At 68.5% G+C, this 12,603-nt stretch carries 10 protein-coding genes; 7 read left to right on the forward strand and 3 right to left on the reverse strand.

Annotated features, from left to right (window positions below):
• Together HV701_RS18865 and lpdA are read left to right on the forward strand one after the other, a co-directional pair.
• On the forward strand, positions 1-1,004 hold a 1,004-nt coding region (locus tag HV701_RS18865; RefSeq protein WP_254595212.1), incomplete at its 5' end, for a dihydrolipoamide acetyltransferase family protein.
• 2 nt (positions 1,005-1,006) lie between these two features.
• Positions 1,007-2,410 (forward strand): dihydrolipoyl dehydrogenase, encoded by a 1,404-nt coding sequence (gene lpdA, locus HV701_RS18870; RefSeq protein WP_175134550.1) that lies wholly within the window; start codon positions 1,007-1,009, stop codon positions 2,408-2,410.
• A gap of 73 nt (positions 2,411-2,483) precedes the next feature.
• Here lpdA and HV701_RS18875 read toward each other — a convergent pair whose 3' ends face one another.
• Positions 2,484-4,517, reverse strand: a complete 2,034-nt coding sequence (locus HV701_RS18875) for a PEP/pyruvate-binding domain-containing protein (protein ID WP_175134551.1) — start codon at positions 4,515-4,517, stop codon at positions 2,484-2,486.
• Between the two features lie 246 nt (positions 4,518-4,763).
• Between HV701_RS18875 and HV701_RS18880 the strand changes: the two genes are divergently transcribed.
• Both HV701_RS18880 and HV701_RS18885 read left to right on the forward strand, forming a co-directional pair.
• Entirely contained in the window at positions 4,764-4,949 is a 186-nt protein-coding gene (locus tag HV701_RS18880) for a type II toxin-antitoxin system HicA family toxin (RefSeq protein ID WP_175134552.1), read from the forward strand.
• Positions 4,950-5,027: 78 nt separating this feature from the next.
• Complete coding sequence (locus tag HV701_RS18885) at positions 5,028-5,447, forward strand: type II toxin-antitoxin system HicB family antitoxin (protein ID WP_006394354.1); 420 nt, start codon at positions 5,028-5,030, stop codon at positions 5,445-5,447.
• Between the two features lie 91 nt (positions 5,448-5,538).
• Here HV701_RS18885 and argH read toward each other — a convergent pair whose 3' ends face one another.
• On the reverse strand, positions 5,539-6,960 hold the full coding sequence (gene argH, locus HV701_RS18890; protein WP_175134553.1) for an argininosuccinate lyase: 1,422 nt from the start codon (positions 6,958-6,960) through the stop codon (positions 5,539-5,541).
• A gap of 214 nt (positions 6,961-7,174) precedes the next feature.
• Here argH and HV701_RS18895 point away from each other — a divergent pair, with 214 nt between their 5' ends.
• The 3 genes from HV701_RS18895 to HV701_RS18905 all read left to right on the forward strand — a co-directional run bounded on the left by HV701_RS18895 (position 7,175) and on the right by HV701_RS18905 (position 11,142).
• The gene (locus HV701_RS18895) at positions 7,175-8,506 is read left to right on the forward strand and encodes a mechanosensitive ion channel family protein (protein WP_175134554.1); all 1,332 of its coding nucleotides are present in this window, start codon (positions 7,175-7,177) and stop codon (positions 8,504-8,506) included.
• A gap of 83 nt (positions 8,507-8,589) precedes the next feature.
• Positions 8,590-10,656 carry an NAD(+) synthase gene (locus tag HV701_RS18900; protein WP_175134555.1) on the forward strand — a complete coding sequence of 689 codons (2,067 nt, stop codon included), beginning with the start codon at positions 8,590-8,592 and terminating at the stop codon, positions 10,654-10,656.
• 147 nt (positions 10,657-10,803) lie between these two features.
• Entirely contained in the window at positions 10,804-11,142 is a 339-nt protein-coding gene (locus tag HV701_RS18905) for a P-II family nitrogen regulator (RefSeq protein WP_006386376.1), read from the forward strand.
• Positions 11,143-11,340: 198 nt separating this feature from the next.
• Here the strand turns inward: HV701_RS18905 and gspF are convergent, their stop codons facing one another.
• Positions 11,341-12,546, reverse strand: coding sequence for a type II secretion system inner membrane protein GspF (gspF, locus tag HV701_RS18910; RefSeq protein ID WP_175134556.1), 1,206 nt, complete (start codon positions 12,544-12,546; stop codon positions 11,341-11,343).
• Positions 12,547-12,603 lie beyond the last annotated feature (57 nt).

The raw sequence follows: 12,603 nt of genomic DNA on the forward strand, positions 1-12,603 counted from the left end.
ACAAGGCGCCGGCTGGCGGCGTCGCCGGCCAGATCGCCGCGTCGCTCCAGTCGCCCGCCGCTGCGCCATCCGCGCCATCCCGCCCCGCGGCCGCCACGCGCCAGGCCCCCACCGCGGCGCGCCAGCCGGGCGAGAAGCCGCTGGCTTCGCCGGCGGTGCGCAAGCGCGCCTGGGACCTGGGCATCGAGCTGCGTTTCGTGCATGGCAGCGGCCCGGCCGGCCGCGTTCTGCACGAAGACCTGGACGCCTACCTGCAAGGGCAGGGCGCGGCCACGGCCGCGCGCGGCCCGGCCTACGCCGAGCGCAACGACGAGGAGCAGGTGCCGGTGATCGGCCTGCGCCGCAAGATCGCGCAGAAGATGGCCGAATCCAAGCGCCGCATTCCGCACTTCAGCTACGTGGAGGAAATCGACGTCACCGACCTCGAAGACCTGCGCGTCAGCCTGAACGCGAAGTTCGGCGAGTCGCGCGGCAAGCTGACGCTGCTGCCGCTCTTGGCCCGGGCCATGGTGATCGCGCTGCGCGACTTTCCGCAGATCAACGCCCGCTATGACGACGAGGCCGGCCAGGTGACGCGTTACGGCGCAGTGCACATCGGCATCGCCACGCAGAGCGACGGCGGCCTGATGGTGCCGGTGATGCGCCACGCCGAAACCCGCGACCTGTGGTCGATGGCGGCCGAGATCGGCCGGCTGGCGCAGGCGGTGCGCGCCGGCAGCGCCGGGCGCGATGAATTGTCGGGCTCGACCATCACCATCACCAGCCTGGGACCGCTGGGCGGTATCGTCACCACGCCGGTCATCAACCATCCCGAGGTCGGCATCGTGGGCGTGAACCGCATCGTCGAGCGGCCCGCCTTCCGCAATGGCGCCGTGGTGGCGCGCAAGCTGATGAACCTGTCGTCCTCGTTCGACCACCGCGTGGTCGACGGCATGGACGCGGCCCGCTTCATCCAGGCCGTGCGCGCGCTGCTGGAACAACCCGCGCTGCTTTTCGTGGAGTAAGCATGAGCCAGACTACCAAGACGACAACCCTGCTGGTGATCGGCGGCGGACCTGGCGGCTATGTGGCCGCGATCCGCGCCGGGCAACTGGGCGTGCCCACCATCCTGGTCGAAGGCGACCGCCTGGGCGGCACCTGCCTGAACATCGGCTGCATCCCGTCCAAGGCGCTGATCCACGCGGCCGAGGAATTCGACAAGGCGCGCCATTACGCCGGCCAGTCGGCGCTGGGCATCTCGGTGTCGGCGCCCGCCATCGACATCGGCCGCACCGTGGCCTGGAAGGACGGCATCGTCGGCAAGCTGACCGGCGGCGTGGGCGCGCTGCTCAAGAAGAACGGCGTGCAGGTCGTGCACGGCTGGGCCAGCCTGCTGGACGGCAAGACCGCCGAGGTCGAAAGCGCCGACGGCAGCCGCCTGCGCATCCAGTGCGAGCATCTGCTGCTGGCGGCCGGTTCCGAGCCGACGCCGTTGCCGTCGGTGCCGTTCGGCGGCATGGTGGTGTCCTCGACCGAGGCGCTGTCGCCGGCCGACATTCCGAAGAAGCTGGTGGTGGTGGGCGGCGGCTACATCGGCCTGGAGCTGGGGACGGTGTACCGCAAGCTGGGCGCCGAGGTGGCCGTGGTCGAGGCGCAGGACCGCATCCTGCCGACCTACGACGCCGAGCTCACCAAGCCGGTGGCGGCCGCGCTGGCCCGGCTGGGCGTCGAGCTGCACCTGGGCCGCAAGGTGCTGGGGCTCAATGGCGCCGGCACGGCGGTGCGGATCCAGGACGCCAGCGGCGCCGAAACCGCGCTGCCCGCCGACCGGGTGCTGATCGCCGTTGGCCGGCGTCCGCGCACGCAAGGCTGGGGCCTGGAAAACCTGCAGCTGGACCGCAAGGGCAACGCGCTGCGCATCGATGACCAGTGCCGCACTTCCATGCGCGACGTCTGGGCCATTGGCGACATCGCCGGCGAGCCGATGCTGGCGCACCGCGCCATGGCGCAAGGCGAGATGGTGGCCGAGCTGGTGGCGGGCAAGCGCCGCCACTTCCAGCCGGCCGCGATCCCGGCGGTGTGCTTCACCGATCCCGAAGTGGTGGTGGCCGGCCTGTCGCCGGCCGAGGCCGAGGCGGCCGGGCTGGACTGCCTGGCGGCGTCGTTCCCGTTCGCCGCCAACGGCCGCGCCATGACGCTGGAATCCACCGACGGCTTCGTGCGGGTGGTGGCGCGCCGCGACAACCACCTGGTCGTGGGCTGGCAGGCGGTGGGCCGGGGCGTGTCGGAGTTGTCGACGGCCTTCGGCCAGTCGCTCGAAATGGGCGCGACGCTGGAGGATGTGGCGGGCACGATACATGCCCACCCGACCCTGGGCGAGGCGGTGCAGGAAGCCGCGCTCAAGGCGCTGGGGCACGCGCTGCACGTCTGAGCCGGGGCGGTGAATCCGAGGCCGCGGTGGGCGGGCGTCTTGCCCGCCGCCGCGGCTTTTTCCTGTGCGTCCGCTAGCGGCGCGCGTCGATGTAGGGCCGCGCCTGCAGGATGATGATCCGGTCGCCGACCACCGCCCATTCGATGTCCTGGTCGACCTTGCCCAGGCGCTGTTTGACCTGCCGGCCCACGGCGGCCAGGCGCGCGACCAGCGCGTCGTTCAGCACCTGGCGCGCGTCGGGCGCGATCGGCACCTCGCGCACGCCGCCGCTGGCGTCCGCCACCAGTTGCGTGTCCTCGGCCGAGCGGCTCAGCACCTGCACCGCCTTGGACCAGCTGGAATACATCACCTGTTCGGCCTGGCGCTTGCCTTCCACCACCTTGATGCCCAGGCCGCGCTTGGCCGAGAGGTAGGTGACATGGCGGCGGCTGGCGTCGAACGGGTCGCGCGTGATCATGACGCCGGAACTGTCGGACGGCGCCGCCAGTTGCACCAGCACCGCCATCACCACCGCGTCGTGGCCGATGCCGGCCGCGCGCCGCGCCTCGTAGGCGTCGAAGTTGTAGACCGAGGCCCACACCGTCTGTACGGCCTTGGCCAGCGCCTCGGGCTGGGTGACGTTGGGCACTGTGGTGTACAGCCCGGCGCCGCTGAAGCCGGGCAGGTCCTCGGAATTGGACGAACTGCGCACGAATACGCCGCGGCCTTGCAGGCGCGATTGCCACAGCGCGCGCCAGGAATGGGCCTGCGCCGCGTCGGGCGCGGCCTGCATGATGTCCTGGCGCAGCGCCGCCAGTTCCTTGCGGCGCACGTCGGCGTCGGCGATGAAGTCGGGGCGCTGCTCCAGCGCGGCCAGGCGTTGCGCCACGTTCAGCCGCTGCATGAAGGCGGCGTATTGCGCGAACGGGATACAGAAGCCGTCCGGCACGCTGGCGGCCGGCGGCAGGGCCGACCGCAGCGCGCCCAGGTTGGCGGCCTTGACGCCGCAATGGCGGCGGTCGCGCACGGCCAGGGCATCCAGCGGCTGGAGCGCCCGCACGGTCAGGTCCGGCTTGGGCAGCCGCGCGCGCGGCTTGGGCGGCGTCGCCGGCGGTTGAGTGGCGGGCCTGTCGGTGGGACGCACCTGGTAGTCGTTGCCGCTGACCGTCAACGTGACCCACTGGCCGTCGTACTGGCGCAGGGCGCTGGCGGCGTCGCGCACGTAGGCGTTGGGAATGCCCCAACCCTTGGCCAGCAGGTTGACGTGCGACAGCAGCGTGGACGGGCGCTGCGTGATCAGGCCGGCCACGGGCGGGATGGCGATCGGCAGTTCGTCCAGCACCACGATGTCGTCGCGCTTGAGGTCGGGCGTGGCCTCGACCGAGGCGACGATGCGCAGCCGGCCCTGCGCGCTGCCGGGGTTCAGCGGCAGGAAGGTCTGTTCGCGCAGCAGGGCTTCCTGGGTCACGAAGGTCAGTCCGGTCTGGGTGGCGGCCTGTTCGTGCAGGGTCGAGTTGGTCTTGAAGCGCACCGGGGCGTAGAAGCTCTGGGCCACGGTCTCGTCAGCAAGTTTCAGCAGCGCCGGCGTGAGGCGGTCGCCTTCCCAGAACTCGTAGGTGTAGCCCGGCAGGTCGCGCTGCCAGCTCAGGGTGCCGAACAGCAGGCGGCGGTGGGGATCCTTGTATTGCGCGGTCAGTGCCGCCCGGTCCTTGCCCGGCAGCAGGCGCCGCTCGCGCGCGAACGTCTCGTGCAGCCCGTAGCGCGGCGTGTCCAGGTAATAGATGCGGTTATCGCGCTGGCGGTCGATCACGAACAGCACGTGCGGGATTTCCAGCGGCGTGCCGGCGTTGTAGACCCGGGCCAACTGGCGGAAGGCGGCTTCGTTCTCGACCCGGGCCATGAAGGCCGGGCCGCCGCGGCGCGCATCCTCGGCCTTGCGCGCCGCGATCTCGGCGGGCGTCAGCGGGCGGGCCTTGACGGGTTCGATCACGTTTTCGTACGGCGACGGCTTGCGCGCCGTCTGTGCCTGGGCGGCGGGCTGGGCGGCAAGCGCCAGCAGGCAGGCGGCCGCCAGGATGGCCGGACGGGACAGGGGCGACGGGACCCAGGACGCGCGCAGGGCTGGCATGGGGGAGGGGCTGAGTGGAAAAGCGCCCATCATAGCGAACCTGTCCCCGCCGCTTGTGCGAGATCCGCAACGAGGAATGACACGCGGTGACAGGTAATTTGTTCCGCTAAACGTCGCCTAATCCACTGGCATGGCTTGCCAGCGGATACGCTTCGGAAGTCCGTCATGGCAGTAGCTGGCGAGCACAACATTTATGTTTTCTTAGACAACTTTATTGTTTAAGCTTGTCTGTACGCCGCGTGGGCCATGAAATACAGCGAATTCAAAAAATGGCTCGAGCGGCAAGGCGCGGTTTTTGTCGCGCATCGTTCTGGAAGCAGTCATTTCCGGGTCACGTTGAACGGTGTCACGACGATCTTTCCGTACCCTGGTTCCAGGGAAATGGGTAAGCACCTTGAACATGAAATCAAGAAGCAGCTCGGATTGAAATGAAACGACGGATTCAATGCGGTCGACGGCCGGCTCCTGCTTTCTCTTCTTTATACCCAGCTCGGTAACCGGGAGGCTCGAATGCTGACCTATCCGTATACCCTCACGCTTGACTCCAATCGAACGTGGCTCGTGCGGTTTCCTGACATCCCGGAAGCCCTCACAGTAGGCGACGATAAGCGAGAGGCCGGGATCAACGCCCGCGAAGCGCTCGAGGCGGCGCTCGAAATCTACTTCGACGCGCGCCGGCCTATTCCCATGCCGTCTTCCGCGCGTGCGGGGCAGGCGTCGGTGACCTTGCCGGCACTCGTTACCAGCAAAGTGTTCCTGTCCAACGAGATGATCCAGCAAGGGGTGCGCAAGGCGGAGTTGGCTCGCCGCATGGGCGTGCACATGCCGCAAGTGGATCGCCTGCTGGATGTGCGGCACGCATCCCGGATCGAGCAGGTCGAGTCGGCGCTGGAGCAGCTTGGACGGCGTTTGGAGGTTTCGCTCGTCTGACGCCTCCCCCCGTTGTCGCACACAGCGGCGATTCATGAAAAACGGCCCCGGTAATCCGGGGCCGCTGCTTTCCTGCCAGGGAGCCGCCGGCTTACTGCGCCGCCGTTTCCTGCAGCACGCGGCGGGCTTCCTCGGCCACGCGCTCGGGGGCGGTGCCGCCCACGTGCTTGCGCGCGGCGACCGAGCCTTCCAGCGTCAGCACCTGGTGCACGTCATCGCCGATGGTCGCGTGATAGGCCTTGAGCTCGTCCAGCGACAAGTCGGCCAGGTCGCAACCGCGCTGTTCGCAGTCGCGCACGGCATGGGCCACCACTTCGTGGGCGTCGCGGAACGGCACGCCGCGCTTGACCAGGTAGTCGGCCAGGTCTGTGGCGGTGGCAAAGCCCTGCAGCGCGGCGGCGCGCATGTTGTCGGCCTTGACCTGGATGCCGGCGGCCATGTCGGCGAAGATGGTCAGGGTATCGCGCACGGTGTCGACGGTGTCGAACAGGCCTTCCTTGTCTTCCTGGTTGTCCTTGTTGTAGGCCAGGGGCTGGCCCTTCATCAGGGTCAGCAGGGCAACCAGGTTGCCGTTGACACGGCCGGTCTTGCCACGCGCCAGCTCGGGCACGTCGGGGTTCTTCTTCTGCGGCATGATCGAGCTGCCGGTGCAGAAACGGTCGGCCAGGTCGATGAAGCCGACGCGCGGGCTCATCCACAGCACCAGTTCTTCGGACAGGCGCGAGACGTGCGTCATGATGAGCGCGCCGGCGGCGCAGAACTCGATGGCGAAGTCGCGGTCGGAGACGGCGTCGAGCGAGTTGCGGCAGACGCCGTCAAAGCCCAGGGTCTTGGCGACGCGTTCGCGGTCGATCGGGAACGAGGTGCCGGCCAGGGCGGCGGCGCCCAGCGGCAGGCGGTTGACGCGGCGGCGGCAGTCGGCCAGGCGCTCGGCGTCGCGGCCGAACATCTCGGCATACGCCAGCAGATGGTGACCGAAAGTGACGGGCTGGGCCACCTGCAGGTGGGTGAAGCCGGGCATGATGGTCGCGGCGTTGTCCAGCGCCACCGTGGCCAGGGCGTGGCGCAACTGGCGCAGCAGGTCGATCAGGGTGTCGATTTCACCGCGCAGCCACAGGCGGATGTCGGTGGCCACCTGGTCGTTGCGCGAGCGGCCGGTGTGCAGGCGCTTGCCGGCATCGCCGACCAGCTCGACCAGGCGCTTTTCGATGTTCAGGTGCACGTCTTCGAGGTCGAGCAGCCACTGGAAGCTGCCGGCGTCGATTTCGGCCAGGATCTGGGCCATGCCGCGCTGGATGTCGGCCAGGTCCTGGGCGCCGATGATGCCCTGGGCCGCCAGCATGTCGGCGTGCGCCAGCGAACCCTGGATGTCGACGCGCGCCAGGCGCTTGTCGAAGTCCACGGACGCCGTGTAGCGTTTGACGAGTTCGGAAACCGGTTCCGAGAACCGGGCGGACCAGGCCTGCGCCTTGTTGGCGAACTGGTCTTGATCGGGGGAGGGAGTGTTTGCCATGATGGCGGGGATTATAGGGCCTGCCCCGGGCGGCTGACGAATCGCGGCGGGCCGGGGCCGCGCGCCCGGCGCGCGCTGTTGCCGCTGGAAACCTGCGCCGGCCCGAGTTGTCGGATAATTCAGGGTCATATCCAGCGGCCGGGGCCCCTGCAAGCCGGGCCGCGCGCCGCCCGACCTCATCCGCACATCAGAAGAGAGCACACGACCTATGCCCATGGAATGGGAACAGCTGGCCACCGAACTCGATACCTACATGCCACACCAGCCGTGGGCGCAAACGCTGGTCGGCATCGGCGTGCTGATCCTGATCGCGCTGTTCGTCCAGTGGGTGGTCGCGCGGGTGGTGCTGCTGCTGGCGCACCGGCTGCTGGTGGTCAGCGGCCACGAAGCCTGGGACACGGCCCTGCAGCGCCGCCGCGCGTACCAGAACTTCTGGTACGCGGTGCCGTTCGCGGTGGTGTCGGTGGGCATCGACCTGGTGCCGCACGTCGAGAAGGCCGCCTCCCTGGTCGGGCGGCTGGCGCACGCTGGCGCCTGGATCTGCGTGTTCGTGGCGTTTTCCGGGGTATTGAGCGCCTGGCAGGACACCTATTCGGCCACCACGCGGGCGCAGACCCGCTCGATCAAGGGCTACATCCAGATCAGCAAGCTGATCCTGATGGCGGTATGCACGGTGCTGGTGCTGTCGATTCTGATCGACCGCTCGCCGCTGTGGATGATCTCCGGTCTGGGCGCGCTGTCGGCGGTGCTGTTGCTGGTGTTCAAGGACACGCTGCTGTCGCTGGTGGCCAGCACCCAGCTCACCAGCAACGACATGCTGCGCATCGGCGACTGGATCGAGATGCCGCAGTCCAATGCCGACGGTTTCGTCAAGGACATCGCCCTGCACACGGTCAAGGTGCAGAACTGGGACAACACTGTCACCACGGTGCCGACCTACAAGCTGTTTTCCGAGAGTTACCGCAACTACCGCCAGATGTTCGAGTCCGGCGGCCGGCGCATCAAGCGCACCCTGCGCATCGACGCCGGCAGCGTGCGCTTCCTGAGCGACGAAGAGGCCCAGCGCCTGATGCGCTTCCGGCTGTTGCACGACTACCTGCGGGTCAAGACCCAGGACATTGCCCAGGCCAACCAGACCATGGGCGAGCTGGCCAGCGTGCCGGCCAATCGCCGCCGGCTGACCAATATCGGCACCTTCCGCGCCTATGCCTTGGCCTACCTGAAGCAGAACGACGAGGTGCGCCAGGACATGGCGATGATGGTGCGCATGATGGAACCCACCGCCGATGGCATCCCGGTCGAGGTCTATTGCTTTACCGCGATTACCGCCTGGGTCGAGTACGAGCGCATCCAGGGCGATATCTTCGACCATCTGCTGGCGATCCTGCCGGAATTGGGGCTGCGGCTGTACCAGCAACCGTCGGGCGCGGATATCGGCGCCATGGGCAGGTCCCTGCGCGACGGCGCCATCCAGGCCGCGCTGGCCGCCGAACAGGCACAACACCCGTCCGATGCGGCGCGCCAGGCGCCGCCGTCCGGCGCCTGACGCCGTGAGATAATGGCCCGGTTGGATTCCCCGGGCCTGAAGCAGGCCCGTTCCGTATCAAGGCGCCCCAGGCGATAGATCCGATGTCGAACCCGTTTTTCAATCTGTATTCCCACGGCTTCGCCCGGGTCGCCGTGGGCGTGCCCGAATGCCGGGTGGCGGATCCCGCCTTCAACGCCGCGCAGACCATCGCGCTGGCGCAGCAGGCGGCCCAGGGCGGCGCCGTGCTGGTGGCGTTTCCCGAACTCGGCCTGTCGGCCTACACCTGCGACGACCTGTTCCACCAGAAGGCCCTGCTGGATGCCTGCGAGGCGGCGCTGGACCAGGTGGCGCGGGCCACGGCCGAACTGGACATCGCCGTCATCGTCGGCGCGCCGCTGCGGGTGGCGCACCAGCTGTATAACTGCGCCGTGGTGATCGCCGGGGGCCGCATCCTGGGCGTGGTGCCCAAGAGCTACCTGCCCAACTACAGCGAGTTCTACGAAGCGCGCCAGTTCAGCGCGGCCGATTGCGCCGTCGCCACCGAGATCCGCCTGCTGGAGCAGACCGTGCCGTTCGGCGCCGAGCTGCTGTTCCAGATGGAAAAGCTGCCGTTGTTCCAGTTCCACGTCGAAATCTGCGAAGACGTCTGGGTCCCGATCCCGCCGTCCTCGTTCGCGGCGCTGGCCGGCGCCACGGTGCTGGTGAACCTGTCGGCCTCGAACATCGTGGTCGGCAAGTCGGCCTACCGCCACCAACTGGTGGCGCAGCAGTCGGCGCGCTGCCTGGCGGCCTACATGTATACCTCAGCCGGCCGGGGCGAATCGTCCACCGACCTGGCCTGGGACGGCCAGGCCCTGATCTACGAAAACGGCGAGCTGCTGGGCGAGTCCGAACGCTTCCTGAACGAATCGCACCTGTTGTTCTCCGATGTGGACCTGGAGCGCCTGTCGCGCGAGCGCATGCACCAGACCACCTTCGGTCACTCGGCGCGGCGCCATCGCGACGAAGTGCGCAAGTTCCGCCCGGTGCGGGTGCCGGTGGCGGCGCCGCTGGAGGACACCGAGCTGCCGCTGGAGCGGCGCGTGGCGCGCTTTCCCTACGTGCCGGCCGACGCCCGGCGCCGGGACGAGCGCTGCAAGGAGGTCTACAACATCCAGGTGCAGGCGCTGGCGCAGCGGCTGTCGGCCAGCGGCATGTCCAAGGTGGTCATCGGCATCTCGGGCGGGCTGGACTCGACCCATGCGCTGCTGGTCTGCGCCCAGGCCATGGATACGCTGGGGCTGCCGCGCGCCAATATCCTGGCCGTGACCATGCCGGGTTTTGCCACCAGCACGCGCACGCTGCATCAGGCGCGCCAGCTGATGGCGGTGGTGGGTTGCACGGCCTCCGAGGTCGACATCCGCCCCAGTTGCCTGCAGATGCTCAAGGATCTCGGCCATCCCTATGCCGACGGCAAGCCGGTGTACGACATCACCTTCGAGAACGTGCAGGCCGGCGAGCGTACCAACCACCTGTTCCGTATCGCCAATTTCAACAACGCCATCGTCATCGGCACGGGCGACCTGAGCGAGCTGGCGCTGGGCTGGTGCACCTACGGCGTGGGCGACCACATGTCGCACTACAGCGTCAACGCCAGCGTGCCCAAGACGCTGATCACGCATCTGGTGCGCTGGGTGGCCGAATCCGGCCGTCTGGGCGAGGCCGGCGCGGCCGTGCTGCTGGACGTGCTGGGCACGGATGTCAGCCCCGAACTGGTGCCGGGCGGCGACGACGGCAAGCCGACCCAGAAAAGCGAAGACACCATCGGCCCCTACGAGTTGCAGGATTTCAACCTGTACTACACGCTGCGCTACGGCTTCGCGCCGACCAAGGTGGCGTTCCTGGCGCTGGCGGCCTGGCGCGACCGTGATGCCGGCGCCTGGCCGGAAGGCGGCCATGTGGCGCGCAACCAATACGACCTGGCAGCGATCAAGCGCAATCTCAAGATATTTCTGGACCGGTTCTTCCGCCTCAGCCAGTTCAAGCGTACCTGCGTGCCGAACGCGCCCAAGGTGGGGTCGGGCGGGTCGCTGTCGCCGCGCGGCGACTGGCGCGCCCCGAGCGATTCCGAGTCGGTGGTGTGGATGCGCGATGCCGACCGGATTCCGGACCAAGCGCCGCCAGGCTGAACGGCGCGGCGGGCCTGCGGGTTTTCCCGGCACGGGCAAGGCCGGGCTTGGCGGGCCGGGCGCCGGTGGTATTCTCTCAATCATCGCGCCCTGGTCCGACAATTCATCCAGGGCGCCGCAACAGATCGAACAATCAGGACGACCAACGTGAAACAAGTCACCGCCATCATCAAACCCTTCAAGCTCGACGAAGTCCGCGAGGCGCTGGCCGAGGTCGGCGTCAGCGGCCTGACCGTGACCGAAGTGAAGGGGTTCGGGCGCCAGAAAGGGCATACCGAGCTGTACCGCGGGGCGGAGTATGTGGTGGATTTCCTGCCGAAGATCCGTGTCGAGGTGGTGCTGCCGGATGACCAGGTCGAGGCGGCGATCGAGGCGGTGGTGAAGGCCGCCCGCACCGGCAAGATTGGCGACGGCAAGATCTTCGTGACGCCGGTCGAGCAGGCCATCCGGATTCGGACCGGGGAGAGCGACGAAGAGGCGCTTTGATCCGCGCCTGAAATCGCTTGCTTGACGTTCGGGGGGCTGCAATGGCCCCCCGAAGTTTTTTTGCGTTGGCCGGTGCGTTCCTGGGCCGCCCGCCGGGCAGCCACCTTTGAGAATTGACGCGTTGCCGCGGTGGCCGCCTGCGTTTGGCCGCGCGCGGCGCGCGCCCGGGACAGTCGCGTTGGCGCCTTCTTTGCGCGCCTACCGGATCAACTGGTTCATCTCCAGGATCGGCATCATCACGGCCAGCACGATCAACAGCACGAAGCCGCCCATCAGCAGGATCAGCGCGGGTTCGAGCAGGGCGGTCATGGCCATGGCGCGGCGTTCCAGGTCGCGTGACAGGTTCTGGGCGCCCCGCTCCAGCAGTTCGGGCAACTGGCCGGTTTTTTCGCCGCTGGCGATCAGGTGGATCAGCAGCGACGGGAAGGCTTTCTGCGCCGCCAGCGAGGCCGACAGCGAGGCGCCTTCGCGCACGCGCGCCGCCGCCTCGTCGACGGCGCCGCGCAGCACGTCGTTGCCGAGGGTGCGGCGGGCGGCGTCCAGGGCGGTGAGCAGGGCGACGCCGCTGCCGCAGAGGATGGCCAGGGTCGAAGCGAAGCGGGCGGCGTTGACGCCGAGCACGAAGCGGCCGGCCAGCGGCAGGCGCAGCACGCGGGCATGCCAGGCGCGGCGCGCGGCGGGCACGCGCAGGGAGTAGCGCCACAACATGATGGCCAGCGCGATGGCGGCGCCGGTGGCCAGGCCCCAGTCGCGCACGTAGTCCGACAGGGCCAGCATGATGCGGGTCAGCAGCGGCAGCTGCTGCTTGGCGTGGTTGAAGGCGGACACCACCTGCGGCACCACGTAGCCCAGCAGGAAGATCACAATGATGACCGAGACGCAGGCGACCACGGCGGGGTAGATGAATGCCGTCATGACCTTGCTGCGCAGGGTGTTGCGCTCTTCGATGTAGTCCGCCAGTTTTTCCATCACCTGCGCCAGATCGCCGGATTCTTCGCCGGCGCCGATCAAGGCGCGGTAGATCTCGGGGAAGTCGCGCGGACGCGAGGCCAGCGCGGCGGACAGGCGATGGCCCGCGCGTACATCGTCGCGCACGCCTTCGAGCGTGGTGGCGATGTGTTTTTTTTCCGCTTGTTCCAGCGTGGCGCCGAGGGCCGCGTCCAGTGGCAGGCGCGCGGCAAGCAGGCTGGCGAGCTGGCGCGTGAGCCAGGCCAGGTCGGCGTCCGACAGGCGCGTGCGCAACGCCGCGCCGAGCCCTTCGGCGCGCGCCGCGGGCGAGGTGGAAAGCGGCAGCAGGCCGCGGCCGCGCAGCTGGTTGCGGGCGCCGCGCTCGCTGTCGGCATCGATCGTGCCATGCACGATTTTGCCGAGCGCGTCAGTCGCTTCGTAACGAAAGGATGGCATGGTGAGAGGGGTCGGCGGGCCTGCGCCGGTTGGCGCAAAGGCGCATAAATAAAGGCT

This window comes from Achromobacter pulmonis (assembly GCF_902859765.1).
Taxonomy (GTDB): Bacteria; Pseudomonadota; Gammaproteobacteria; order Burkholderiales; family Burkholderiaceae_B; genus Achromobacter; species Achromobacter pulmonis.